Below are 25,364 nucleotides of genomic sequence, written 5' to 3' on the forward strand. Positions count from 1 at the left end.
TGCTTGGGCGTTCACATATCTCCGCTGTCGACGCATTCAAGGCATGGCGTCCAGCCGCCGGCCCGCGCTTCTGCTGAGCTGCGCTGACGTCGCTCGCGGTCGGATCTGAGGCGCGGAAGGTGCGGCGGTAGGTCGAGGGGGCGACGCCTGTTTCTGCTGCCAGGTGGCGGCGTAGGGACGTGGCGGTGGCGAAGCCGACCTCGTGGGCGACTCGTTCCACGGGCAGGTCGGTGGATTCCAGCAGGTGGCGGGCTCGTCTCAGGCGTTGCTGGGTGAGCCAGCGGCCGGGGCTCATGCCGGTCTCCTGCTGGAAGCGGCGGGCGAAGGTGCGGGGGCTCATGGCGGCGTGGGTGGCCAGCTCCTCCAATGACAGGGGCAGGTTCAGGCGCTGTAGGGCCCAGTCGCGGGTTGGGCCCGTGCCGGATTCACCCCCCCGGTGGGAGCGGGCGTTCGATGTACTGGGCCTGGCCGCCGTCCCGGTACGGGGGTACGACGCAGCGGCGGGCGACCTGGTTGGCGACCTCGCTGCCGTGGTCCTGGCGTATCAGGTGGAGGCAGATGTCGACGCCGCTCGCCGCCCCCGCCGAGGTCAGGACGTCGCCGTGGTCGACGAAGAGTACGCCGGCGTCCAGCTCCACCCGGGGGAACAGGGCCTGGAAGATGTCGGTGAGTGCCCAATGGGTGGTGGCGCGGCGTCCGTCCAGGAGGCCGGCGGCGGCCAGCAGGAAGGCGCCGGTGCAGATGGACACCAGGCGGGTTCCGGGGCGGACGCGGGACAGGGCGGCCAGGGCCGGCGGGTCGGGGGCGGCGGCCGAGAAGGCGCAGGTCCGCGCCGTCACGCTGATCGTCGAGCACGACCAGGCCGGGATGCGCGCCATCGCCGACCTCGCTGACCGGGGCAGGCTCCGCGCCCACGTCTCCGCCACCTTCCCCCTCGCCGAGGGCGCGCGGGCCCACGCTCTGGGGGAGGCGGGCCGCACCACGGGCAAGCTGGTGATCACCGTCAGTTCGTGAGCCTGCTCCGGACGGCGGCGCGGGTGCTGCCGGGCAGGCGGGAGAGCAGGTGGTCGCGGGTGGAGCCGGGGCAGTGCGCGAGGACGTCCGCGATGGTGGCGGGCAGGAGCCGGTTCAGGGCGCGTACGGCGGGATCCTCCGGCATGGCGGCGACCACGAGACCCGTCTGGCGGGGATCGGCGGCGGCCATCGCGCCGATGGCGGCGGCGGAGTTCCTGTCGTGCATGCCGCCGAGCATGCGCCCGCGGTGCCGGGCGTCCATGGCCAGGATGACGCCCGCGACCAGGGCGGGGTCGCGGACCTGATCCAGCAGCCGGCACGCGCGGCGGGGGAGCAGCATCTGCAGGATCTTGGCGCCCTTGGCCGCCTGCCGGCACATCTCCTCCACGGCGTCGGCCGTGAGATCCTGCCACCGTTCGCCGAGCATCGCCGCGGCCTCGGCGGCGGGGAGCGCGAGCAGTTGCTCCCCCTGGTGCGCCATCGGCGGCCGGGCCTTCCGCACGACGGGACCCTCGCGATCGCGCCTGATCGCTCCGCCTTCGGGCGGTTTCCGCGGGTGAGGCGGCTTCTGAGGCGGCTTCTGAGGGTGAGGCGGCTTCTGAAGGCGGGGCGGTTCCTGAGGGCGGGGCGGTTCCTGAGGGCGGGGCGGTTCCTGAGGGCGGGGCGGTTCCTGAGGACGGGGCGGTTTTCGTGGGCGGGGCGGTTGGAGGACGCGGTTGAGGTCGTGGGCCAGTTCGGCGGCTCTCATGCGGGTGCCCGGCTTCTTGTCCAGCAGGCGGCTGATCGTCGGGCCGAGCCTGCCGGGCTCGCGCAGGGGGTCGGGCTCGGCGGTGAGTATCGCGAACTTGACCGCCTCGGCGTTGCTCCTGCGGAACGGCGGCCGGCCCTGCAGCGCCGTGTAGAGCGTGGCGCCGAGCGACCACAGGTCGGCGGCCTCTCCGGCCGGGTCGCCGTGCAGCCGCTCGGGCGCCATGAAGTCGAGCGTTCCGACGAGCTGCCCGAGCCTGGTGATCGAGGAGCGGCCCTCGATGGCGGCGATTCCGAAGTCCACCAGCACCACCTCGCCGGAGGCGGTGATGAGGATGTTGTCCGGCTTCACGTCGCGGTGGTACACCCCGGCCGCGTGCGCCGCCGTCAGCGCGTCGAGGACCCGGGCCCCGATCCTGGCCGTTTCGAGCTCCGGCAGCGGCGCCCGGTCGATCAGCGTGCCGAGCGGGTCGCCGCGTACGTGGTCCATCACGATCCACGGCCCGTCCTGGGTGTCCAGGATGTCGTGCACCCTGACGATGCCGGGATGGATGACCCTGGCCAGTGCCTGCGCCTCCCGCCTGGCGCGCGCCGCCAGTTCGGGCGCGGGTCCCATGTCGGGGCGGATCTGTTTGAGCGCCACCGTGCGGTCGAGCGCGCTGTCCCTGGCCCGCCAGACTCGTCCCATGCCGCCCCTGCCCAGGGGCGCCTCGATGACGAACCGGCCGGCGACGCGGTCACCAATCATCGTTCAGCCGCCCGGCGTGCTCGTAGCGCCCGCCGCCGGATCGGGTGTCGCGCAGGCCGCGCAGCGCGTCGTCCTCGAAACTGCGCGTCCCGTGGCTCTCCGTGGGGTACGAGCCGGAGTCGTCGCGTTCGGGCGGCTCGTAGGAGGAGGTGGTGGAGGAGTAACGCCGGGTCTCGGCGGGCTCGTCGCGGATGTCGTCCAGCGCGTCGCGCAGCCGCTTCGCGTCCAGCTTCTCTTCGATCTTGTCGTACGACCCGGGCCGCTGCATCAGCTTGACCAGCACCGGCAGGCACTCGATGACGAGGATGAACAGGAAGAGCAGCAGCCGCGCCATGGTGAGTGAGGCGTTGTCCTGGGAGACCCGGCCGAGCGCCTCCAGCCGGAGCAGCAGGCCGTCGGAGTCGAGGTTCTCCTCGACGAACCGGCCCCGGAGCTCGGCCTGCTGGGCGTTCAGGCGATCCAGCTCGGCCCGCACCTTCGGCAGCTCCTCCTCCGCCGCCTGCAGCCGCCTGGCCCGTCCGGTGGCCTGGGTGTTGCCGAGCTGCTCGCGGCGCTGCTCGATCTGCCGCTCGATGTCGCCGACCCGGGTGGCGGCGCGCCGGTAGGCCCGTTCGGCCGCCCGCGCCAGCGGTCCCGCGCCCTTCTTCGCGCATTTCGGCGGGCCCACGTAAAGCTGGCACTGCCATTCGTCGTAGAAGGTGTCCCGCTGTTTCACCGCCTCTTTGCGGGATTTCTCCAGCTCCTGGATCCGCTGGTCGGAGGCGGGGTCGAGGGTTGTCTCCCCTCGGGAGGCGATGACGGCTTCGAGGTCCGTCACCGTCGTCTCCAGGGTGGCCACGCGCCTGCCCGTCTCGCCGGTCTGCTGGGCGCGGGTGAAGGCGTCGAGGCGCTCCTGCTTGATGTCGAGGATGGTGGCGTCGATCTCCGGTTTGAAGATCTGCAGCACCAGCGGCGTGGAGATGACCGCGCCGAGGAGGAGCGCCAGGAGGACGCGGGGCAGCGCGAGCCAGAACCGCCGCCGGCCCCTGACCGGGAGCGAGGTGGCGAGCCAGCGGTCGAGGCCCAGGATGATCACGCCCCAGACCAGGCCGATGGCGATGGCGAGCGGCAGGAAGACCTTGAGCGCCGAGGAGAGCGCGAACGTCATGGCGAGCGCGGCTAAGCAGGCGGTGGTGAGGATGGCGCCGCCGAGGCCGATGAACCTGGCGCGTTCGCCGTCGTATCTCTCCAGCACGTCCTGGCGGGCGCCGGACAGAATGATCAACCATCTACCGATCACACGCCGCTCCCTCGTGTCCCGCCGCTACCCTCTCGGCAGAGTACTTATTAGCATCAACAATCGGCAACGACGGGGTAACCAACCGCGTCTGACACTTTGACCGGGCACCGCCACCCTCGAATAACCAGAAACGGGCGCAATATTGACAAATTCCCTCAAACTTCACATTTCCGCACTATGAGCGCGTCCATTCACGACCTCATCGCGTCGTTCGCGGAGCAGCTCACCGTCGTGGAGATCGACGTCGCCGGCATCAGGTTCTTCGAGGTCCGCGCGGACGAGATCGGCACCCCGTACGTCATCCGCAGGGCCGCCGCCAAGTGGTCCACCCTCACCGCCACCGGGGACGAGGTGGCGGACGCGGTGGGCGACGTCGCCCGCGAGCTGATCTCCCCTGAGGGCCGGGACGCGGTCGTCGTGCTGCCCGCCGCCGACGGCCCCGAGCAGGAGGCGAGCCTGCGCGCGATCACCGCGTGGTGCCCCGCCGCCCAGGTCATGCGGCCGCTCGGGGTCAAGGCGGCCGACCTGCTGCGCGACCTGGCCGCCCAGGCTCCGTTGCGGCAGTCGTACGACCTGGTCGTGGTCAGGGAACGGGCCGCGGACGGGCGGCTGGAGCTGGCCGGGCAGCCGCTCTTCGCCGCGGGCACGCTGCCGGGGCAGGACGTCCACGTCGCCGTGACCTGCACCGGCCCCGGCGGCATGCTCCTGGCGGTCTCGGCATGGGCGGGCCCGCTCGAACCCTCGGGCCTGGTCTCGGTCGACCACGCGCCGCTGCCCCCTGGCCGCCACACCCTCAGGGCGGTGCTGGAGGCCCCGGGCCGGGTCGGCTTCCCCGGCGTCGCGGACCTGCGGCCGCACACCGGCTCCTGGGCGGAGGTGGTCGCCGGGCTGCCCGCGCGGCTGCGTCCCCCTTCCTCCCGGCCCGCCCACCTGATCTGCGCGATCGAGACCACCGGCGCCCAGGACGAGCTGGAGGCCCGCTGCCACTGGCCCGCGTACCTCATCGACCTGCTGGCCGACAGCCCCACCCAGTTCTCGGTCATCAGTTACGGCACCCATGTCTTCGGCGAGCGCCACCCCACCCACGTCCCGCCCCGCGTGGCCCTCTGGGCCGGCTCGGCGGCCCAGGCCAGGCTGGCGCTCGACTCGCTGCGTCCCACTCCGCCGACGTACCCGAACGCCGCCCAGGTGGAGGACGTCCTGGCCGAGCTGCGCGGCCTGCTGCCGCAGGACCGCGCCCGTACCGCGCTGCTCACGATCGGCGCGCGCCCGCCGCACCCCCGCAGGGTCGGCAGGGACCGCGTGCCGCCCTGCCCGCACCGGCACGACTGGCAGGCGCTGCTGCAGGAGCTGGAGCGGCGCCACGGCACCAGGTTCGCGGCGATCTGCGACGCCGCCTCGCCGGCCTGGGAGCGGCTCGGCTCGGCGGCGCTGTACCAGGTGGACGCGGTGGACGTCGAGGAGCTCGCCGCCCGCCTCGACCTGACGTCCGCCGGGGGCTCGCTCACCCTTCCCTTCGTCAGCTGAAATGAGGACCCCGCGTGACCGAGTCAGAACCCGCGCCCGACATCGCGATGTGGGGCGCCTCGGGTAGCGGCAAGACCGCCTTCCTCGCGGCGCTGAGCATCGCGCTGAACAGGGCCGGGACGAGCTGGAGGCTGGTCGGCGAGAACCAGGCGTCGGGCGCCGAGCTGATCAAGCTCCGCAACAGGCTGCTGGACGATCGCATGTTCCCCGACTCGACCGAGTCCCTGACGTACTACAACTGGCTGCTGATCGGCGCGGCCGAGAGCCGGCGGCAGTGGTGGCGGCCGTGGCGGACCCTGCCGGGCAGGGCGCCGCGGATCAGGCTCGACTTCCTGGATCCGCGCGGCGGCCTGTACGCCGAAGAGCAGGCGAGCGTCGACAAGGAGGCCCTGGTGGCCAGCCTGGTCAGGAGCCGCGGGCTGATCTACATGTTCGACCCCGACAGGGAGAGCCGGGTCGGCGACGCCTTCAAGCACCTCGACCAGGCCCTGAACGAGGTCGCCGGGCAGATGCTGGTGGGGGACGAGTTCGCCGACGGCAAGCTGCCCCACTACATAGCCGTCTGCATCACGAAATATGACGACCCGCGGGTGCTGATGCTGGCCGACCGGTGGAAGCTCGCCGAGCCCGACGTCAACGACGAGCTGCGCATCCCGCGCGTGGACGAGGACCGGGCCAGGGAGTTCTTCCACCGGCTCTGCCGGCACGGGCGCAGCCACAACGCGGAGATGATCGTCGATCTGATCGAGACCTACTTCCACAAGGACCGCGTGCGGTTCTTCGTGACCTCGTCGGTGGGGATGTACATCGACGAGCGCCGCCGCCGGTTCGACCCGGACGACTTCCTCAACGTCATCGACGATCCGCACAAGGGCCTCATGATCCGCGGCGCCGTCCGTCCCATCAACGTCATGGAGCCGGTGATCTGGCTCGGCGACATGCTGAGCTCGCGTTCGATGAGGAGCGGGTGATGGCGGTACGGCCGACCGCTCACTGGGCGGTCCTCGGCAAGACGCCGCAGAGCCTGGACGACTACGACGTGATCGGCTCCAGTACGGGAGCGCTGAGCAGGGCCGAGTTCTCCGACTGGCTCAAGTCGTTCGCCTCGGGCACCGTGGAGCCCAAGGCGCTGCCGCGGGTGGCGGCCAGCCCCTTCGACCGGGGCGGCGAGTCCTGGCTCGGCCTGTCGCTGCAGACGAGGCCGGAGTCCCAGGACGGCTTCCACCGGCCGTACACGATGACCTGGCACGTCTGCCTGCGCTGGGAGCAGGTCGCGAAGATCCCGCTCTCCTACCGCGCGCTGTACGAGGCGCTGCAGCGCAAGGACTTCTCCGGGGAGAGCCCGTTCCGGCTCAGCCTGCACGATTACGACCCGCCCAGGCTGGCCGGCGCGGCCAACGCCACCGCGTGCCGGGCGGCGGCGCTCCTGCTCACCGGCCGGCCCGTCTGCGTGGTCCGCGCCGAGCTCCCGCTGGAGCAGCGGCTCGACTTCCTCGACTGCGTCGCGGCGCTCCTCCCGTACGGCATGCGCAGCCGGCTCGCCGTCTCCACCTGGACCAACAGCGCCTCCAGGCATCGCATCCGGCTCTCCTTCGCCGAGGTCGCGCCCGCCCACGGCGCCTGGGAGCTGCCGTGGGAGCGGGACGTTCCGCACGATCTCCCCGCCGAGGCCGGCCACTACGAGCAGGAGCTCGCGCAGTACGACGCCGACGGCCTCACCGGTCTGATCAGCCGCCTGGCCGGCCTCGATCGCCCGCTCGACCTCGACAGCGCGGCCGACCGCGCCGAGGCCCTCATGCGCGTACGCGAGCACGCCGCGATCAGGCTGGCCTCCTCCGTGCGGCAGCTGCTTCCCGAGTCGCTGGCCGGTCTCGCCCGCGCCGACGAGGCGCGGCTGCACGAGCTCAACGGCCGGCTGTCGCAGGCTCTCGACCGCGTCACCGACGCCGACCGCCGGGCCTACCGCGTCATCGTCCAGCGGAACCTGACCCCGCTGCCCGACCGGCTGTCCGGCTCTCCTGCCGCGGAGACCTTCTTCCGCACCCTCCTGAGTCTCCTGTACGGCCCCGTCCTCCACCCTCAGGACATCGACGACCTCCGGGGCGACTTCGGCCCGCTCGGAGCCCTTCCCGGCCCGCTCGCCAAGGCGCTCAAGGCGGTGTCCGCCCGCTGCGATCCCCTGGTCAAACTGCGGATCGCCTTCCTCACGGGCGACGGCGGGATGGTTCGGCGGGTCCTGTCGGGCCTGCCCGTCGAGGAGTTGCTGAACCTGATCGAGCGCTCCCGCGAGCGCCACGTGCTGGACGGCGTCCTGCGCGAGCTGGACGGCCGCGGCGGCGGGAAGGACGTCGGCGAGCAGCTCCACCGCCGCCGCTACCTGGTCAGGCCGATCTCCGCCTGCTTCCACGACGACAGCCTGGAGCGTCACCGCCACATCCTGCGGCTCAGCCGGGGCCGCCTGCTCCTGCCCGGGGACGTCAAGGAGATCCTTGAAGCCCTGGACGAGGCCCCGCCGCAGGCGTTCCTGCTCGCGATCATGGCGGAGAGCGGCTGGGGCACGAGTGCGGCCCTGCTGTCCGGGCTGGCCGCGCACGCGCTGCGCGAGCTGGGGCTGGACGGCCCGATCAAACGGGACATCGAGGACGGACTCACCAGGATGACCGCCCCCGCGCTCGTCCGCGCGCTGCGCAGCCCGCGCAGGCTCTTCGGCGGCCGGCTCCCGGAGACGGCGTCCTCCTCCATCGGCACGATCCAGTCGGTCCGGGAGGGGCTCCGCCGGCGCTTTCCCACCCCGCTCACCGAGCACGAGGTCAATGCGGCGCTCAACGGGCTCGGCCGCCCCCTCCGGCTGGAGGAACTGCTCGCGATCATGGCGGAGAGCGGCCCGGGAACGGCACGGGAGCTGCTCTACTGGCTCGCCCAGCGCGCGGCCGACCAGCTGGGCTCGGGCGTCACCGAGAAGGCGGCCGCCGACATCGGCCAGGGCCTGGAGCGGATGACCGGCCCCCGCCGCGCCCTGCCCTTCGTCCGACGCTCCCCTGGAGGTCAGGCCTGAGACATCACGCAGCGGCCGGCTGGTGGTAGACCGCGTGCCAGACCTCGTTGCGGATGCGGCCGAACTCCGGGGACAGGCGCACCTCCTCCGTACGCGGATATGGCAGGTCCACGTCCACGACCCGGTGGATGCGGCCGGGCCGGGCGGCCATCACCACGACGCGGTTGGCCAGGTAGACGGCCTCGTCCACGTCGTGGGTGATGAACATGACCGTGCGCCGGTCCCGGCTCCACGTGTCCAGGAGCTGGTCCTGCAGCTGCACGCGGGTGAGCGCGTCCAGCGCGCCGAACGGCTCGTCCATGAGCAGGACCTGCGGGCCGACCGCGTACGCGCGGGCGATCGCGCAGCGCTGTTTCATCCCGCCGGACAGCGTCTTCGGGAGGGCGTCGGCGAAGTCGGTCAATCCGACCAGATCGATCGCGTGCTGGGCGCGCCGGCGGCGCTCCTCCGGGGGGATCGGCTGGAGCTTCAGCCCGAACTCGACGTTCTTGCGTACGGTCAGCCACGGGAACAGCGCGTACTGCTGGAAGATCACGCCGCGGTCGGGGCCAGGGCCGGTCACCGGGGCGCCGTCCAGCAGGATCTGGCCCGTGCCCGGCTCCAGCAGGCCCGCGGCCATGCTCATCAGCGTGCTCTTGCCGCAGCCTGACGGGCCCACGACGGTGACGAACTCGCAGTCGGCGATGTCGAGGTCCACGTGATCGAGGGCGAGGAAGTCCCCGCTGGCGAGGGTGAACGTCTTCGAGACGTTCCTGAAGGAGATCTTGGGGGTCATCGGCGCTCCTGCCATCCGGTGAGCCGGCGCTCGGCCAGCAGGAGGAGCCGGTCCATGACCAGGCCGAGCACTCCGATGCTGATCAGGCCGACGAAGATCGTGGGAAGGTCGTAGTAGAGCTGGGCCTGCTGCATGCGGTAGCCCAGCCCCTCCTGGGCGGCGATCAGCTCGGCCGCCACCAGAGTGCCCCAGGCGGCGCCGAGGCCGATGCGCATGCCGACGATGATGAACGGCGTCGAGGCGGGCACCACCACCTTGACGAAGATCGTCCGGTCGGACGCGCCCAGCACGCGGGCGGCGTTGATGAGGGTTCTGTCCACGTCCAGCACGCCCTGGAAGGTGGAGACCACGCTCGACAGGAACGCGGCCAGGAAGATCACGAACACCTTGGGCGTCTCGCCGATGCCCATCAGCAGGATGGCCAGCGGGATGATCGCCAGGGGCGGGATCGTCCTGAAGAACTGGACGTACGGCTCGATCAGGGCGCGGGCGGTCGCGTACCAGCCCATGAGGAAGCCGATCGGGATCGCTAGGACCGTGCCCAGCGCGAACCCGATGAAGACGCGGCGCAGGCTGGCCAGGATGTCGCCGGTGAGGGTGCCGTCGGTGACGAGTTCGGCGCCGCGGCCGATCACCTCGACCGGGCCGGGCAGACTCTGGACGCCGAGGCGGGACAGCGCGGTCCAGATTCCGAGCCCGGCGATCACGGCCGTCACGTTGAGCACGGTGGTGCGGCTGGGGCGTCGTCTGGGGGATGCGGAGGGCTTGGTCATGGTCGTCGCGGTCATGGGTGCGGGCCGTTCATGGTGGGGCGGGCCTCTCGGCGGCTAGGGGACGGCGGGGCGGAGGTGGGCGGGGATCGAGGGCTCCTCGTGCAGGAGGAGAGCGATCGCGCCCATCGCGGACGCGTTCACCCCGAGGTCGGCGGGCACCACCGCGATCTCGCGTGGGGAGCGCGGCAGCGCCTGCCGGGCGATGGCGTCGCGGATCGGGTCGAGGACGAGACTGCCCAGCCCGGCCAGCTCGCCCCCGATCACGACCAGCGCGGGGTCGAGCTGGGTGACGGTGCCCGCCAGCACGCGCCCGAGGTCGGCGGCGGCCGAGGCCACGACGTCGCACACGACGGGTACGCGGTCCTGCGCCGCGGCGACCAGCGCGTCCAGGGCGGGCAGGGAGACGCCGCGCGCGGCGCACGCCTCCAGCAGACCCCGGCCGCCGGCGCGCCCTTCCAGGCAGCCGCGCGAGCCGCAGTGGCAGGGCGGTCCTTCCGGGTCGAGCGAGACGTGTCCGACCTCGCCGCCGGCGCCGTGCGCGCCGCGCAGCAGCCGTCCGCCGGTGATGAAGCCGCCGCCGACGCCGATCGACCAGCGTACGTACACCATGTCGCGCACCGACCTGCCGACGCCCCAGGTCGCCTCGGCGAGCGCCGCGAGGCGAGCGTTGTTGTCGACCGCGAGCCGTACGCCGAACTCGTCCTCCAGCCTGCGGGCGAGCGGCTCGTAGCGCGCGGGAACGGCCGCCACCTGCGGCGGCGGGTCGTCGACCACGCCGACGAGGCCGAGCCCGATCGCCTCCAGGGCGCCCAGGCTCAGGCCGCGCCCGGCGGCGCCCTCAAGGACCAGGCGTACCGCGGTCTCCGCCTCCTCCTCGGGGCCGGCGTCGCCGGGCAGGTCGGCGGAGGCGGTGGCGACCACCTGGTGCGCGGCGTTGGCCACCGCGAGGCGTACGCGGTTACGTCCCAGGTCCAGGCCCAGGAGCAGACCCGCGTCGGGGTTGAGCGAGACCAGGGCCGCCGGCCTGCCGCGCCCGCGCGGCTCGGCCGCCGAGCCCTCGGTCTCGATCAGCACGCCCCGCTCCAGGAGACCGGAGACGATCGCGAACATGGTGGTACGGGACAGGCCGGTGCGCTCGGTGAGCTGAGCGCGGCTCAATGCGCCCGCGGCGCGCAACGTGGACAGGACGGCGTCCTCGTGCACGCGACGCAGCCGCTGCAGGGCGTCAGTCGGACTCGACATGGCTACATGATGGTGGGACGAAGGTGGTCATCCGGCCGCCGCCTGGTACAGATCGGCCGCCAGATAGGTGGCGGGATCGGGGGACGTGGGCAGTTTGCCCATGGTGACGAAGAGGTCGGCCAGGCCCTTGTACCAGCCGGCCACCGAGCCGTCCGCGACGAGCTGCTTCAGCTCGCTCGTCGGCACGACCTTCGTGACGGCGGAGGCGCCCTTGAACTGCTCGGCGGGCACCTTCAGGAACGTCGCCGTCAGCGTCTCGGCCTCGCCCCGGTGCGCGGCGACCCAGTCGTTGCCCTCCTGCAGCACCTTGAGCACCTTGGTGACCGTCTCAGGGTCCTCCGCGACCAGCTCGTTGCGGGCCACGAACGAGCTGGGGAAGCTCAGCTTGGGGTAGTAGTCCTCGCTCTTGGTCAGCTCGACCGTGTCGGGGACGTTCTTCTTGATGGTGTCGATCAGCGGGTACCAGATGGCCGCCGCGTCGATCTGCTTGCCGCTGAAGGCCGTGACGACCGTGCTCGGGTCCATGTTGACCTTCTGCACGTCCTTGCCGGACAGGCCGGCCTCCTTCAGCGCCAGCTCCAGGATCATGTCGCCGGACGTCCCCTCGGGCACCCCCACCTTCTTGCCCTTGAGGTCGGCGATGGAGGAGATGCCGGTGCCAGGATGGGTGATCACGCGGTCGGCCTGGCCCAGCATGTTGGGCGCGATGATCTTGGCCTTGCCGCTCGCGGCCAGCCACGTGGCGCCTGAGCCGATGTAGCCGAAGTCGATGTCGCCCGCGCCCAGCGCCTGGATCTGCACGGGACCGTTCGTGAACACCTTCAGCTCGGGCTCCAGCCCGTGCTTGGCCCACAGGTCCTGCTGGTCGGCGGCGGCGAGCACGGCCGCGCCGGCGAAGTCGGCGATGTAGCCGAAGCGCACCTTCTTCGCCCCGTCGCCGTCGCCGTCGGATGTGCCGCACCCGGCGGCGAGCGGGAGGACGGCCAGCGCCACGAGCGCGGAGGCCAGGATGCGGGGACGCCTCATCGGCGGATCCTTTCTCGTTCTGAAGGGGGGTGACGGGTGGCCTTCATGCCACGTCGTCCGCGACGCCGTCCACGTCGGGAGCGCGTCCTTCGCCGATGTCGGCCATGTAGCTCATCCAGGTGTACGCGGGGTCGCCGCGGCGCAGCAGCTCGCGGTAGAGCCGTACGGTGAGGTCCCTGCGGACCTCCGCATAGGCGGGCACGGCGTAGAGGTTGCGCAGCTCGTGCGGGTCGCTGTCCAGGTCGTACAGCTCGTGGACGCCTTCGGGGTTGAACACCAGCTTGTGGCGGCGGTCCCTGATCATGCGCTGGGAGTAGGGGAAGTGGTGGCCGTGGAACTCGGTGACCACCTCGTCGAGGCCCTCGTCGCGGCCCTCGGAGGGGGCGCCGGAGAGCAGCGGCAGCAGGCTCGTGCCGTCGCACGGCTCCTGGGGCGGCAGGCCGGCCAGCTCCAGGATCGTGGGGTTGAGGTCGATGAGGGTGGCGAAGGCGTCCACGGTGCGCGGCGGTGCGCCCGGCACGCGGACGATGCCGGGGATGCGGTAGATGTCCTCGTACATCGCCGGGCCCTTGTCGTTGAGCCGGTGGGCGCCGGTGAACTCGCCGTGGTCGGCCGTGAAGATCACCGCCGTGTCGTCCCACAGGTCCAGCTCGCGCAGCGCGGACAGCAGCCGCCCGATCTGTACGTCGATCATGGTCACGTAGCCCCAGTAGGCGGCGATCAGCCGGCGCCACGCGTCGGCGTCGAAGTGGTCGGCCGACCAGTACTCGGAGTAGCGGCGCTGCACCTCCGGTTTGCCGTCGAAGGTCTCGGCCATGGATTCCGGCAGCGGGATCTGCTCCGGGTCGTACAAGCCGTAGTACTCGTCCGGGATGAGGTACGGCAGGTGGGGGCCGTACCAGTGGCAGGACAGCATGAACGGGCGGCCGGCGTCGTGGAAGTCGCGGGCGTACCGGTCCAGCAACTCCAGTGTCCGGTCGGCGAGGAAGGTCTCGATCGTGGCCTCCGGCGGCTGCTTGAGGCGGCCGGCGATGAGGTGACCGCGGCCGGTGCCGTTCGGGGCCTTGCCGAAGACGGGGCGCTCCACCGCGAAGGGCGGATGGCCCTGTTCCTTGAGCCACTGCTGGTAGGTGGGGTGGTGGAAGGGGTTCAGGGCGCCGGGGAGATGCTCGCCGTCGATGCCGTAGTGCTCGGGGCCGCGCTCGCGGCCGATGTGCCATTTGCCGACATGTCCCATGTTGTAGCCCGCCCCCTTTAGGGGCGCGGACAGCACGGGGTGGTGTTCGGCGACCTCGTCGCGGCCGCCGCCGTTGCGCTCGGGGTTGACGAGCAGGCCGTGCCTGAACGGGTGGAGGCCGGTGAACAGCGAGGCCCGCGCCGGGGTGCAGATGGCCGTCGGTGTGTAGAACCGGTCGAAGCGCGCGCCCTCCGCCGCGAGGCCGTCCAGCGCTGGGGTGCGTATCACCGGGTTGCCGTAGCAGCCGAGGGTGTCCACCCGATGCTGGTCGGTCATCAGGAACAGGACGTTGCGTGGACTGGTCACTCATACTCCGATCGCCATTAAGTCCAGAGCCTTTACGTTAAAGGGCTCATCGCCGCTTCGACAAGAGCTGTGGGCGGGGTTTTTAGTCCCATCTCTTGACCTTAATCGGCGGCTGCGATCACACTGAGCGCCTGACGCCCCTAGAGAAGGAGTTCGATGCGCCGCCCCCTCACGGCCTTCGCGGCTGCCGCGCTCACGGCCATGTTCCTGGCCCCGGCCCCCGCCGCCAGGGCCGCCGATCCGCCCGTCAACCTCGCCCTGACCGGCACGGCCACCGCCTCCAGCGTCGAGCTGGACCGCGCCGGCTTCGTGGCCGCTCACGTGAACGACGGCGACACCGCCACCCGCTGGTCGTCCAAGTACGAGGACGACAACTGGGTGCAGGTCCAGCTCGCCCGGCCGGCCACGGTCGACCACGTGACCCTCCACTGGCCGAACGCCTGCGCCCGCGACTTCGTGCTGCAGACCTCGGTCGACGGCGCCACCTGGACCGACGTCGCCTCACTGCAGCGCGACACCTGCCCGCGTACCGACGACATCGCCCTGGGCTCCGACGAGCCGGTCGGGTACGTGCGCATGCAGGGCCGCAAGCGCTGGGCCGCGTACGGCTACTCCATCGCGGAGTTCGAGATCTGGGACGGGCCGCCCGCCGCGCCCGAGCCGACGCTGGGGCTGATCCCGCGGCCGGTGTCCGTCACGGAGACCGGCGCGGCGCCGTTCACCCTGCACAAGAACACCCGCGTCCTGGCCGAGGGCGACGGCGCCCAGGCCGCGGCCGGCTTCCTGGGCCGGCTCCTGAGCCGCTCCACCGCCGCTCACGGACGTGGCCCCGCGCCCATCGTCATCGAGGTCGACCCTGGCAAGGGTCCGCGGGGCCACGAGGAGGAGGGCTACACCCTGTCGGTGACGGCCGCCGAGATCCGCCTCAGGGCATCCACCTCGAACGGGGCTTGGAACGGCGCACAGACGCTCCGCCAGCTCTTCCCGCAGTGGGTCGAGTCGGACGACGTCGCCGACGCCGCATGGACCGTGCCGGCCGTGCGGATCACCGACTACCCCCGCTTCGCGCACCGCGGCATGATGCTCGACGTCGCCCGCAGCTTCTACCCGGTGGACGAGGTCAAGCGGTACATCGACGCCGCCGCCCAGTTCAAGATCAACCGGTTGCACCTTCACCTGACCGATGACCAGGGCTGGCGCATCGTCATCGACGACCCCGCCACGAACCCGTCCGGCATCGACTACGGCCTGCTCACCAGGGTCGGCGGCGGCACCGCGATGACCGAGCGGGGCACCGAGCCCGGCGTCACCGGCTACTACACCAAGGCCGACTACGCGGAGATCGTCCGCTATGCCGGGGAGAACGGCATGACCGTGATCCCCGAGATCGACATGCCCGGCCACGTCAACTCGGCGCTGCACTCCGTACCGCAGCTCAACACCCCGGGCGCGCAGCCCAAGCCCGCACCGGGCGAGACCACCGTCCCGCACAACGGCACCGGCGCCGTCGGCTACTCCTCCTTCGACGCGGACAGCGCGGTCACGTACGAGTTCGTCGAGCACGTGCTGGCCGAGCTCGCCGCCATGACGCCCGGCCCGTACCTGCACATCGGCGGCGACGAGGCGCACGTCACCGGCCACGACGACTACGTGCGCATGGTGGACGCCTTCACCGCTCACGTGAACGCTCTCGGCAAGACCGTCGTCGGCTGGAACGAGTACGCGGGCACCGCCCTGCCCCAGGACAACGCCGTGGTCCAGTTCTGGAACGGCTCCACCGCCGCCGTGGCCGACGCCGTGAACGGTCGCGGCGCCAAGGTCGTGCTGTCGCCGGCGCCGCACGCGTACGTGCCGCAGAAGCAGGACCCGCGCCAGCCGGAGGGCGGCACCTGGGCGTGCGGCGGGGTCTGCGGCCTCGACCGCCACTACAACTGGGATCCGGGACGCTTCGTCCCCGGCATCCAGGAGCGCAGCGTGCTGGGGGTGGAGTCGGCGCTGTGGGGCGAGTTCATCCGCCGCGTCAGCCAGGCCGAGTACTACTCCTACCCCAGGCTCATCGCCACCGCCGAGGTCGGCTGGACGCCGCAGGACCAGCGCGACTACGACGACTTCAAGAACCGGCTGTCGAAGGTGGGTGGCCGGTTGACCGTCCAGGGCACGAACTTCTTCCCCACCGCCGACGTGCCCTGGCGCCTGGAGGCCCTGGGCATCGCCCACCCCGCCGCCGCCACCTGGACCGTCACCGCCCCCGGCCAGTCCGCAACCGGCCTCTCCACGGTCATCACGTGGAACGACGGCACCGAGGAGCACCCGACCCCGGCCACGGACCAGGAGGGCAGCATCCCGGACATGCGCCTCAACGGCGCCTTCACGGTCACCTCCAGGAGATCGTTCAACGAACCGGGAACGTACACCGGCACCCTGACAGCCCGCGCCCCCGGCCGCTCCCCAGCGACCAGCACCTTGACGGTCACCGTACGCGACTGATTCTCGCGACGCCGGCCGGCGAACACCGGACTGGCGGCCACAGGCCCATCGTCTGCCATGAGGTCAGGACCACCATCCTGATCAAGGGGTCCGCACGGCGGTTCCAGCACCTGCGGACCCCTGCTTCGATCACGTCACCTCCGATCACACGACATGGCCGACGGAGTGGGACGTCCTGGAACCCGCTCGCCGAGAGAAGGCCGACCAGAATCACGCAGAACAACGTCTTCATACGGCTCAAGCGGTTGGACCGCGGCAAGCCGCTCGCAATGCTGGCCACGAAAAATGTCGATATATGGGGTTATCGGCTTGAATTCAGCGGGCAGCAAGGCGCTCGGATCACAGTTCTCTCGCCAACCCCATGGGGCTCAGCAGCCCGACCGCGAGAGGACTTGATGTGACCAGCCACAACTTCGGCGCGGATGGCGACGCCGGAACCTCGGCCTCTCCGCGCCCCACCAGTGGGTGCCGGGACTGGAAGCGGGTGGCCTGAGATGACCCTGTTCCCTGTCGTACTGGCGATCCTGCTCATGCTGCTCAGCGCCACGATCGCCTATCTGATCGCCCGTAGCCGCGTGGCGGACGAGCGCCTCGCGTTGAAGCTGGCCGAGGAGCAGCGAACCCAGGCGGCCGAGCAGTCGGCCGCGCTGCGCGCCGAACGGGACAAGCTCCAGAGACAACTGGCCGACTTCAACCAGGCGTACACCACCGCGCTGACCGAGCGCAGGACGCTGGACGAGCGACTCGGCCGGCTCACCGCCGAGCTGGACGCGACTCGGAACAGCCTCCAACGCAAGGCGGCCGATGCGGAGCGTCTGCGAGCGGAACTCCAGGCGGAGCAGGCGCGAGGAGCGGAAGCGGGCACTCGTCTGCGCGGCAGCGAACTCGCGATCACCGAGTTGCGGGCGAAGGAGTCGGTTCTCCGCTCGGAGATCCAAGACCTGAAGACGCAGCTCGCCGAGTCGGCCATGCAGAAGCAAGCGCTGCTGGAGCAGGCCGCGACGGTGCAGGCGGTCCGCGCGGAGCTCGACCAGACTCGCCTGGACAACAACCGCCTCCTGGAGGAGACGCTGCGCGCGGCGACCAAGGAGATGCTGAAGCAGTCTCAGGCCGAACTGGTTACCAAGGCCGAGGCGACCCTCAGCGCGGCCAGCAGGCCGGTCCACGAACAGCTGGCTGAGATGGACCGGCAGCTCAAGGAGTTCTCCACGAGCCGTGTCGCCGCCGAAGCCTCGCTGAGCCGGCAACTGCTCACCCTGACCGAGGAAGGACAGCGGACCCGCAAGGAGACCCGGGCGCTCGTCGAGGCGCTCAAGAAACCGCAGGTGCGCGGGTCCTGGGGCGAGATGCATCTCAAGAGGGCCGTGGAACAGGCGGGTCTGGTCGAGCGGTGCGACTTCGACACCCAGGTCCACTTCGCCGACAGCGAGGGCGCACTCCGGCCCGACATGCTGATTCATCTGTCAGGGGGCAAACATGTCGTGGTGGACTCCAAGGTGCCGATGGCCGCGTTCATGTCGGCGATCGAGGCCGTGGACGACACTGAGGCGGAAAAGCACTGGGCCGATCATGCCCGGCAGTTGCGCCAGCACGTGGATGCGCTCGGAGGCAAGGAGTATTTCCGGAAGGTCCTCTCGCCGGAGTTCGTCGTGCTGTTCGTACCCAGCGACGCCTTCCTCCAGCCGGCGCTGGAGAAGGAGCCGACGCTGCTCGAGTACGCGAGCGCCAAGAACGTCCTGATCGCGACGCCGACCTCGCTCATCGCCCTGCTCCGCACCGTGGCGTTCGCGTGGACGCAGGCTGCGCTCCAGGACAATCTCAAGCAGGTCTACGAGCTTGGGCGCGAACTGTACGAGCGGCTCTCGACCATGGGTGATCACCTCAACAGCTTGGGCAGATCCCTCGACCGATCGGTCAAGGCATACAACGACACGGTCGGATCCATGGAGAGGAGGGTCATGGTGACCGCGCGGAAATTCCACACACTCAAGGTCGTGGAAGGCCGGCTGGTCGAGCTCAAGGCAGTCGAGCAGAGCACGCGCCCGCTCGGCACCCCCGAGCTCGGGGAATCGGCCGGTGCGGTGGCGGATGTCCGAGCCATCCCGCCGGCGCCGGACGCAGCGGACGGGCTCGCAGGTTGAGCGTCCCGCCGTGGCGCCGCTCGCGAGGCTTCGCCACGTGATCGCTGGTCGACGTCCCTCATGGAAGAGGGCCGTCATGCACGACCCCGACGCCAGTTCCACGCGTTGACCTTCAGCGAGGTGCCGTCCGGGGTTTCGAGGGTCCAGGACACCGGCTCAGCCTACGAAAAACCTGGCGACGTGACGTCGATCTCGTGGTGATAATGCCCGCGTGGACGGGATCGAGGTTGTCGTCGCTCATCGGGAGCGGGCGACCTTGCGCGTCGGGGACGTGTTCCTGAAGGTCGATGCCGATCAGGAGCGGGCCGAGGTCGAGGTCGCGGCGATGGCTTGGGCGCCCGTTCCCACTCCGGAGATTCTGTGGCGGCGGCCGCCCGTGCTCGCGCTCGCCGCGCTGCCCGGGAGAGCGCTTGGACGGCTCAGCGAGCCGTCCACGGCGTCGTCGGCGGCTTGGGTCGCGGCGGGGGCCGCCGTACGGAAGGTGCACGAGGCGCCGCTGCCGCCGTGGGGTGGGCGGAGCCTCGACGACGTCGTGCGGGAGCTCGACGCCGAGTGCGCGTGGCTGGTCGCGAACGGGGTGGTCGGTGCCGATGTGGTCGCGCGCAACCGCCGCGTCGCCGAGGCCGCGTTGCGGCCGTCGACGCCGGTGTTCGTCCACGGCGATCTGCAGATCTCCCACGTGTTCGTCGAGGACGACGAGGTCACGGGCGTGATCGACTGGTCGGAGGCGGGTCCGGGGGACGCGATGTTCGACCTCGCCATCTTGACGCTCAACCACGAGGACCGGCTCGCCGACGTCATCGCCGGTTACGGCGCTGAGGTCGATGTCGAGGCGATCCGCGGGTGGTGGTCGGTGCGCAGCCTGCAGGCGGTGCATTGGCTGATCGAGCACGGCTTCGACCCCGCCCCAGAGCTCGCGGTGCTGCATTCCCGCAGGTGAGGGCGGGCTCGTGCCTCTGCGGCGCGGGCAGTCCCGCAGGTGAGCCCTCAGGTGGGGCGGTAGGCGCGGAGGAAGGTGCGGACGCCTTCCTCGATCAGGGGACGGACGCGGGTGTCCTCCGCCGCGTTCGCCGAGCCCAGCCGGCTCAGTGCGACCCCGAACGTCAGCGCGATCAAGTGGTCGGCGGCGAGCCGGGCGTCGGGGACGGACAGGAGGCCGGCGCGACCCAGGGCCGCGAGGCGTTCGCCCAGCGCCTCGTCGGGGGCGTAGGAGATGGGCTGGTCGGCGCGGTCGGGCAGGTGGCCGGACTCGGTCACGACGAGGCGCTGCAGGGTGGTGTACTCGGCGGAGCCGAGCATGTCGGTCGCTATCCGCATGGCGAACGCCACCAACGCGTCCTCCAGCTCGTCCGGCCGGGTGAGGCCGGTGAGGGTGGCGTCGAGGGTGTGCTGGACGGCGGTCACGAGTGACTGGCCGATGGCCTCGACGACGGCCCGCAGCAGGGTCTGCTTGTCGCCGAAGTAGTCGTAGACCGTGCGGGTGGACACGCCGGCCTTGGCGGCGATGGCCCCGATGCTGGAACGGTCGAAGCCGTCGGTGAGGAACAGCTCCCTGGCCGCCGCGAGGATGGCGGCCCGCTTGTGCGGGGAGCCCTCACGCAGGGTCTTCGTGGTCTGCATGGTGCCGATCGTAGCCGAACTACACTGGCCGTTGTAGCAATGACTACACTGCACGTTGTAGTGTAGTTCTCGCACATCCACGGGGGAAGGACGTTCATGACGCAGACCTTGGCACCGCCCATCCGCATCGGAAGACCCGCGATCGCCGCGCTCGGCACGCTGGCCGTCGCGACCAGCGTGCTGGAGTCGGTGATGGCGCCGGCGCTCCCGCTCCTCCAGCGCGAGCTGGACGTCAGCCCCGCCGTCGCGGCCCTGCTGCCCATCACCACGCTCATCGCCGGCGCGCTCATCGCCCCGGTCGCCGGCAAGCTGGGCGACCGCTACGGCGCGAAGCCGGTGCTGATGCGGCTGATGGCGGTGGTCGCCGCGGGCGGGCTGGTCTCCGCGCTCGCGCCGAACCTGCCGGTGTTGCTGGTGGGGCAGGTGCTACAGGGCGCGATGATGGGCGTGCTGCCGCTGTCGTTCATCCTCGTCCGCAAATACCTGCCGCCGGGGGACGCGCAGGTGGCGATCGGGCTGGTCACGGGGCTGTTCATCGGCGGCGGCATGGTCGGGACGCTCATCGCCGGGCCGCTGGCGGAGGGGTTGTCCCGGCATGCGATGTTCGGGCTGCCGACGCTGGTGATCATCGCGGCCACGGTGGCCGTGGCCAGGATGATGCCGCGTGACCCGGCGGGACGGCCCGGCGCGGGCGTCGACTGGCCCGGCCTCGCCCTGCTGAGCGGCACCATGCTCTCCCTGATGGCCGGTCTGGCGATCCTGCCCGAGATCGGGGCGCGGCCGGTCGTCATCGTCGCGGTGGTGACCGTCACGATCGCGTTCGGGACGGCGTTCGTGCTGGTCGAGCGCAGGGCGGCGGCGCCGATGGTGGACCTCGCGATGCTGACCGCGCCCGGCATGTGGACCTCCTGCGTGATGACGCTGGTCGTGGGCGTGGGGTCGGGGTCCGCGACGTACCTCGTCCCGCAGCTCTTCGGGGTGTCGGGCGACGGTTACGGCTTCGGCGTGAGCGCCACCGCGACCGGCCTGCTCCTGCTGCCCAGCCTCATCACCTCGGCCGCGAGCGGCCCGATCGCCGGGTTCGCGGTGCGGCGGTACGGCTCGCGTCCCGTGGCGGTCGCCGGGATCGCCGTCATGGCGGCCACGCTGCTCGTCCTCGCCGCCGCGCACGCCGAGCTCTGGCAGCTCGTCGTCGGCAAGGCGGTGATCGCGCTGGCCGCGGGCGTCTGCGTCACGGCCCTGCTCACCGGTACGACCGGCGCCGTCGCCCAGGCGGACACCGGCATCGCCACCGGCCTTGTCCTGGTGGCCAGGGTCGTCGGGTCGGCGGTCGGCATCCAGGCGAGCGCCGGGCTGCTCACCGCGGGCGCCCACCCGGTGTCCGGCGTGCCGGGGGAGTCGGGCTTCGTGCTCGGGTTCGTCCTGGCCGGCGTCATCACGGCCACGTCCCTGCTCGTCCATAGAGGAAGGAAGTCCAATGACCGCGAAGCGTGAGGTACTGATCTCCGGCGGCGGCATCGCGGGCCCGGCGCTCGCGTACTGGCTCGGCCGCTACGGCTTCGCCGTCACCCTCGTCGAGAAGGCCGGCGGGCTGCGCGGCGGCGGTTACCCGATCGACGTGCGCGGCACCGCGCTTGAGGTGGTGCGCCGCATGGGGATCCTGCATCGGCTGCGCGCGGCGCACGTGGACATGCACAAGTTCACCTTCCTCGACGTCGCGGGCGACGAGGTGGCCGTGATCGATCCGCGGCTCATCGACGGCAGCGTGGCGGGCCAGGACCTCGAGGTACGCCGCGGCGACCTCGCCGAGGCGCTGCACGCGGCCGTCGGCGACGACGTGGAGTTCGTGTTCGGCGACTCCATCGCGACCATGACCGAGACCCGGCAGGGCGTGGACGTCACGTTCGCGAGCGGCAGGCGGCGGACGTACGAGGTGGTGATCGGCGCGGACGGGCTGCACTCGCGCACCAGGGAGTCCGTGTTCGGCCCCGAGGACCGCTTCCACCACTACCTCGGCCACTGCTTCGCCGGGTTCACCATGCCGAACATCCTCGGGCTCGCCCACGAGGGGGTGCTGTGGAGCACGCCGGGCCGGGCCGCCGTCCTCTACGCGGCGGGTGACGGCGACGAGGTGCACGGGTTCCTCACCTTCGCGCGTACGGACCCGCCGTTCGGCGCCTTCCGCGACCCCGCCGCGCAGCGTGACCTGGTGGCCGCGGCCTTCGCGGACGCGGCCTGGCGGGTGCCCGACCTGGTGGCGGCCATGCGGGAGGCGGACGACCTGTTCTTCGACGCGGTCAGCCAGATCCGCATGCCGGCCTGGTCGAGCGGGCGGGTGGCGCTGGTGGGCGACGCGGCGTACGCGCCGTCGTTCCTGACCGGGCAGGGCACCAGCCTCGCGCTGGTCGGGGCGTACATGCTGGCCCGTTCGCTGGCCGTGCACCCGGGGCACGAGGAGGCGTTCGCCGCGTACGAGCGGGACACCCGCGAGTTCGTCACCCTCAACCAGGCGCACGTGGACGGCGGCGGCAGCGTGCTCTTCCCCGCGACGCAGGAGGCGCTGGACCGGCGCGACGCGATGCTGCGCGACCTCACCCGCGACCCCGTCCCGATGGAGCGGCCGGCCCACTCGGCGCTCACCCTGCCCGACGCCGCGGGGGAACCGGCGGACGGCGGCGGGCGTTGGTCCTTCCATACGGTGCCCGCAGGCGAAAGGTCATGAGGACGTGCGCAGTTCGGTGTTCGGCAATCTCGACTCCCAGCAGCTGCCTCCGGGGTTCGCCCTGGAGAACGGCAAGATGCTGCGCGTCCAGCTCCCCGACGACGTGCTGGCCAAGCAGGGGTCGATGGTCGCCTTCCAGGGGGAGATGGACTTCGACTACGAGGGCGGCGGGCTCGGGAAGCTGTTCAAGAAGGCCGTCACGGGCGAGGGCGCCGCGCTGATGCGCGTACGCGGCCAGGGCCTGCTCTACCTCGCCGACAATGCCGACGACATCCACCTGTTCTACCTGGAGAACGAGGGCATCACGGTCAACGGCCGCAACCTGCTGGCCTTCCAGCCGCAGCTGTCCTGGGACATCAAGCGGGTCCAGGGCGCGGGCATGGCGGCCGGCGGGCTGTTCAACACGACGATCACCGGCACGGGGTGGGTGGCGGTGACCACCCACGGCACGCCGGTGCTGCTCGACGCGGCGCGCATGCCGACGTTCGCGGACGGGCAGTCGGCCGTGTGCTGGAGCACCTCCCTGCAGGTCGGGGTCAACCGGACGATGAAGGTGGGCGCGCTGATCGGCCGGGGGAGCGGTGAGGCGATGCAGCTCGCGTTCAGGGGTCAGGGGTTCGTGCTGGTGCAGGCCAGCGAGGGCGCCCCGGTGATCAAGGCCCAGTCCTAGATCGCGCAGGTGGGCGTCGGGGCGGTGCCGGCCCCGGTGGACGAGCCGAGGAAGCCGAACGTGGTGGACGCCCCCGGCGCCAGCGAGCCGTTCCACGGCGCGTTCCGCACGGTCACCGACGAGCCGTTCGCGCTCAGCGTGCCGCCCCAGAGCTGGGTGACGCGCTGACCGTCGGCGTACGTCCAGCTCACGGTCCAGCCGCGCATCGGCGCGGTGCCGGTGTTGGTGACGGTCACCTCGCCCTGGAAGCCGCCCTGCCACTGCCCGGTCGTCCTGTACGCGGCCGCGCAGTCACCGGCCGGCACGGTGGGCGTGACGGTGGGCGTGACGGTGGGGGTCGGGGTGCCCGCGAGCGCCTCGACCAGGGCCGGGTACCACTTGTCGGACATCTTCTGGTCACCGGCCGCGTTCGGGTGCACCCCGTCGTAGGTGTCGGTGGCGGTGCTGAAGCCCGTCCACTGGTCGACCACGGTGATCGGCGACTGGTCGGTGGAGGTCGCGGCGGCCCAGGCGGGGATGGCGTCGTTGAAGGCCACGGTGCGCCGGCCGCAGTCGGGGCAGGTGGCCGGGTTCATCGGGATGATCTCAGCGACCAGGATCCGCATGTTCGGGTTGCTGGCCCGCATCTGGTTCACCAGCGTGGTGAACGCGCCGAGGATCGTCGCGGGCGCGACGTTGCTCCACACGTCGTTGGTGCCCAGGTGCATGAGCACGACGTCGGGCCGGGTGGCCGAGAGCCAGCCGGGCAGCATGTTCTGGTTCGCGATGTTGGTGGCGAGATAGCCGCCGTGGCCCTCGTTGTCGCCGTCGTGCGCCACCCCGCAGCCCTGCGGCGGCAGCGTGCCGACGAAGTCGATGTTCGTGTGGCCGGCGCTCTGCAGCCGGTTCCACAGCAGGGCCCGCCAGCAGCCGGGGGAGCCGGTGATCGAGTCGCCGAGCGGCATGATGCGTACGGCCGCCGCCTCGGCCGGCGTGGTCGCGAACAGCACGGCCGCGATCACGGTCACCATTCCCGCCAGCACGGCGCCGATTGCGCGCATCGTCCGATCTCCCGTCGTCAGCCTGCGCAGATCGTAAGGAGCGGCAGGCGGAACGGGGAAGGAGGCGATGAGGACAGCGGGCGCCAGCTGCGGGGACGCATGTAACTTTCAGGCGGCGGCGCGCACCACCGCCAGCGGGCAGGGCGCATGGTGCAGCATGGCCTGGCTGATGGATCCGATGAGCATGCCGGCGAGCTGCCCGTGCCCGCGCGAGCCCACCACCAGCAGCTCGGCCCCGGCCGCCGCCTCCTTCAGCACGTCCACGGGATGCCCGTGCACGATCTCGGCGACCGCCTCGACGCGGGGATGCCGGGCGCGGTACGGCGACAGCGCCTCGTGCAGCGCCCGCAGATGGCCCTGCTCGCTCTCGGGGTCGGCCGGGCCGAAGCCGCCCGGCTGGGGCCAGGCCCACGCCTGGACCACCCGCAGCCGCGCCCCGCGCAGCTCGGCCTCGGCGAAGGCGAACTCCAGGGCCCGCTCGGCGCATTCGGACAGGTCGGTGCCCGCCACCACCTCGCCGGGCGTGGCGGGGCGGTCGCGGACGAGGACGACGTTCGTCTCGGCGTGCGCGACGACCCCGTACGCGACCGAGCCGACCAGCAGCCCGCGCACGCCGCCGATGCCGCTGCTGCCGACGACCAGCAGCTCGGCCTCGGCGGCGGCCTTGACCAGGGCCGCGCGGGGATCGCCGGGGAGCAGGACGGTCTCCACGCGCACCTGGGGCCGCTCGCGCAGCGCGCGGTCCTTCGCTGAGGTGAGCACGGTGCGCGCTTCCTCGCGCATCCAGCGCGCCACCTCGGCGTAACGGACGGGCTGGTCCTCCCCGCACACCCACTTGGGCACGACGTGCGCGACGGTCAGCGGCACCTGGCGCAGCACGGCCTCGGTGGCGGCCCAGCCGGCCGCCTCCAGGCCGGCGCGGGAGCCGTCCACACCTGCGATGATCAATTCGGCT

General features: G+C 71.5%; 20 protein-coding genes and 1 pseudogene. 10 read left to right on the forward strand and 11 right to left on the reverse strand.

What is annotated here, in order from left to right:
- Nucleotides 1-100 precede the first annotated feature (100 nt).
- Nucleotides 101-791: pseudogene (locus AB0K12_RS03695) on the reverse strand (helix-turn-helix domain-containing protein); the annotation flags it as partial.
- Between AB0K12_RS03695 and AB0K12_RS03700 the strand changes: the two are divergent.
- Nucleotides 742-1,014 carry a zinc-binding dehydrogenase gene (locus AB0K12_RS03700; RefSeq protein WP_364555287.1) on the forward strand — a complete coding sequence of 91 codons (273 nt, stop codon included), beginning with the start codon at nucleotides 742-744 and terminating at the stop codon, nucleotides 1,012-1,014. The pseudogene AB0K12_RS03695 and the gene AB0K12_RS03700 sit on opposite strands and share 50 nt — an antisense overlap.
- Here the strand turns inward: AB0K12_RS03700 and AB0K12_RS03705 are convergent.
- Together AB0K12_RS03705 and AB0K12_RS03710 are read right to left on the reverse strand one after the other, a co-directional pair.
- A complete protein-coding gene (locus AB0K12_RS03705; protein ID WP_364555288.1) occupies nucleotides 1,004-2,509 on the reverse strand; it encodes a serine/threonine-protein kinase in 1,506 nt (501 codons plus the stop codon). The two genes, AB0K12_RS03700 and AB0K12_RS03705, sit on opposite strands and share 11 nt — an antisense overlap.
- On the reverse strand, nucleotides 2,499-3,788 hold the full coding sequence (locus AB0K12_RS03710) for a DUF4407 domain-containing protein (RefSeq protein ID WP_364555289.1): 1,290 nt from the start codon (nucleotides 3,786-3,788) through the stop codon (nucleotides 2,499-2,501). The genes AB0K12_RS03705 and AB0K12_RS03710 overlap by 11 nt, the downstream gene beginning before the upstream one ends.
- Before the next feature lie 177 nt (nucleotides 3,789-3,965).
- On the opposite strand from AB0K12_RS03710, the gene AB0K12_RS03715 reads away from it, so the two are divergent.
- Genes AB0K12_RS03715 through AB0K12_RS03725 form a run of 3 tightly spaced genes read left to right on the forward strand, consistent with a single transcriptional unit; the run spans nucleotide 3,966 to nucleotide 8,370 of the window.
- Complete coding sequence (locus AB0K12_RS03715) at nucleotides 3,966-5,315, forward strand: hypothetical protein (protein WP_364555290.1); 1,350 nt, start codon at nucleotides 3,966-3,968, stop codon at nucleotides 5,313-5,315.
- Between the two features lie 14 nt (nucleotides 5,316-5,329).
- Nucleotides 5,330-6,286, forward strand: a complete 957-nt coding sequence (locus AB0K12_RS03720) for a hypothetical protein (protein ID WP_364555291.1) — start codon at nucleotides 5,330-5,332, stop codon at nucleotides 6,284-6,286.
- The gene (locus AB0K12_RS03725) at nucleotides 6,286-8,370 is read left to right on the forward strand and encodes a hypothetical protein (protein ID WP_364555292.1); all 2,085 of its coding nucleotides are present in this window, start codon (nucleotides 6,286-6,288) and stop codon (nucleotides 8,368-8,370) included. Before AB0K12_RS03720 ends, AB0K12_RS03725 begins: the two co-directional genes overlap by 1 nt.
- Nucleotides 8,371-8,374: 4 nt before the next feature.
- Here the strand turns inward: AB0K12_RS03725 and AB0K12_RS03730 are convergent, their stop codons facing one another.
- From AB0K12_RS03730 to AB0K12_RS03750, 5 genes are read right to left on the reverse strand one after another with little or no spacing between them, the layout of a single operon-like run.
- On the reverse strand, nucleotides 8,375-9,145 hold the full coding sequence (locus AB0K12_RS03730; protein ID WP_364555293.1) for an ABC transporter ATP-binding protein: 771 nt from the start codon (nucleotides 9,143-9,145) through the stop codon (nucleotides 8,375-8,377).
- On the reverse strand, nucleotides 9,142-9,933 hold the full coding sequence (locus AB0K12_RS03735; protein WP_364555294.1) for an ABC transporter permease: 792 nt from the start codon (nucleotides 9,931-9,933) through the stop codon (nucleotides 9,142-9,144). Before AB0K12_RS03735 ends, AB0K12_RS03730 begins: the two co-directional genes overlap by 4 nt.
- A gap of 39 nt (nucleotides 9,934-9,972) precedes the next feature.
- On the reverse strand, nucleotides 9,973-11,160 hold the full coding sequence (locus AB0K12_RS03740; protein ID WP_364555295.1) for an ROK family transcriptional regulator: 1,188 nt from the start codon (nucleotides 11,158-11,160) through the stop codon (nucleotides 9,973-9,975).
- A 27-nt stretch (nucleotides 11,161-11,187) separates the two neighbouring features.
- Nucleotides 11,188-12,186 (reverse strand): aliphatic sulfonate ABC transporter substrate-binding protein, encoded by a 999-nt coding sequence (locus AB0K12_RS03745; RefSeq protein ID WP_364555296.1) that lies wholly within the window; start codon nucleotides 12,184-12,186, stop codon nucleotides 11,188-11,190.
- Nucleotides 12,187-12,229: 43 nt separating this feature from the next.
- Nucleotides 12,230-13,729 (reverse strand): sulfatase-like hydrolase/transferase, encoded by a 1,500-nt coding sequence (locus tag AB0K12_RS03750; protein WP_364555297.1) that lies wholly within the window; start codon nucleotides 13,727-13,729, stop codon nucleotides 12,230-12,232.
- A gap of 156 nt (nucleotides 13,730-13,885) precedes the next feature.
- On the opposite strand from AB0K12_RS03750, the gene AB0K12_RS03755 reads away from it, so the two are divergent.
- The 3 genes from AB0K12_RS03755 to AB0K12_RS03765 all read left to right on the forward strand — a co-directional run bounded on the left by AB0K12_RS03755 (nucleotide 13,886) and on the right by AB0K12_RS03765 (nucleotide 19,297).
- Complete coding sequence (locus AB0K12_RS03755; RefSeq protein WP_364555298.1) at nucleotides 13,886-16,216, forward strand: family 20 glycosylhydrolase; 2,331 nt, start codon at nucleotides 13,886-13,888, stop codon at nucleotides 16,214-16,216.
- Between the two features lie 494 nt (nucleotides 16,217-16,710).
- Nucleotides 16,711-18,357 carry a DNA recombination protein RmuC gene (gene rmuC, locus AB0K12_RS03760; RefSeq protein WP_364555299.1) on the forward strand — a complete coding sequence of 549 codons (1,647 nt, stop codon included), beginning with the start codon at nucleotides 16,711-16,713 and terminating at the stop codon, nucleotides 18,355-18,357.
- Nucleotides 18,358-18,568: 211 nt separating this feature from the next.
- Nucleotides 18,569-19,297 carry a phosphotransferase gene (locus AB0K12_RS03765; RefSeq protein ID WP_364555300.1) on the forward strand — a complete coding sequence of 243 codons (729 nt, stop codon included), beginning with the start codon at nucleotides 18,569-18,571 and terminating at the stop codon, nucleotides 19,295-19,297.
- Nucleotides 19,298-19,344: 47 nt separating this feature from the next.
- Here AB0K12_RS03765 and AB0K12_RS03770 read toward each other — a convergent pair whose 3' ends face one another.
- Nucleotides 19,345-19,977: a TetR/AcrR family transcriptional regulator gene (locus AB0K12_RS03770; RefSeq protein WP_364555301.1), complete on the reverse strand. Its 633-nt coding sequence runs from the start codon at nucleotides 19,975-19,977 to the stop codon at nucleotides 19,345-19,347.
- A gap of 96 nt (nucleotides 19,978-20,073) precedes the next feature.
- Here AB0K12_RS03770 and AB0K12_RS03775 point away from each other — a divergent pair, with 96 nt between their 5' ends.
- From AB0K12_RS03775 to AB0K12_RS03785, 3 genes are read left to right on the forward strand one after another with little or no spacing between them, the layout of a single operon-like run.
- Complete coding sequence (locus tag AB0K12_RS03775) at nucleotides 20,074-21,471, forward strand: MFS transporter (protein WP_364555302.1); 1,398 nt, start codon at nucleotides 20,074-20,076, stop codon at nucleotides 21,469-21,471.
- The gene (locus tag AB0K12_RS03780; RefSeq protein WP_364555303.1) at nucleotides 21,455-22,699 is read left to right on the forward strand and encodes an FAD-dependent monooxygenase; all 1,245 of its coding nucleotides are present in this window, start codon (nucleotides 21,455-21,457) and stop codon (nucleotides 22,697-22,699) included. The genes AB0K12_RS03775 and AB0K12_RS03780 overlap by 17 nt, the downstream gene beginning before the upstream one ends.
- Nucleotides 22,700-22,703: 4 nt before the next feature.
- Entirely contained in the window at nucleotides 22,704-23,369 is a 666-nt protein-coding gene (locus AB0K12_RS03785; protein ID WP_364555304.1) for an AIM24 family protein, read from the forward strand.
- Here the strand turns inward: AB0K12_RS03785 and AB0K12_RS03790 are convergent.
- Together AB0K12_RS03790 and AB0K12_RS03795 are read right to left on the reverse strand one after the other, a co-directional pair.
- Entirely contained in the window at nucleotides 23,366-24,409 is a 1,044-nt protein-coding gene (locus AB0K12_RS03790; RefSeq protein ID WP_364555305.1) for a cellulose binding domain-containing protein, read from the reverse strand. The two genes, AB0K12_RS03785 and AB0K12_RS03790, sit on opposite strands and share 4 nt — an antisense overlap.
- A gap of 108 nt (nucleotides 24,410-24,517) precedes the next feature.
- Nucleotides 24,518-25,357: a universal stress protein gene (locus tag AB0K12_RS03795; protein WP_364555306.1), complete on the reverse strand. Its 840-nt coding sequence runs from the start codon at nucleotides 25,355-25,357 to the stop codon at nucleotides 24,518-24,520.
- Between the last annotated feature and the right edge of the window lie 7 nt (nucleotides 25,358-25,364).

Origin of the sequence: Nonomuraea sp. NPDC049419, assembly GCF_040676995.1 — a bacterium.
Taxonomy (GTDB): domain Bacteria; phylum Actinomycetota; class Actinomycetes; order Streptosporangiales; family Streptosporangiaceae; genus Nonomuraea; species Nonomuraea salmonea.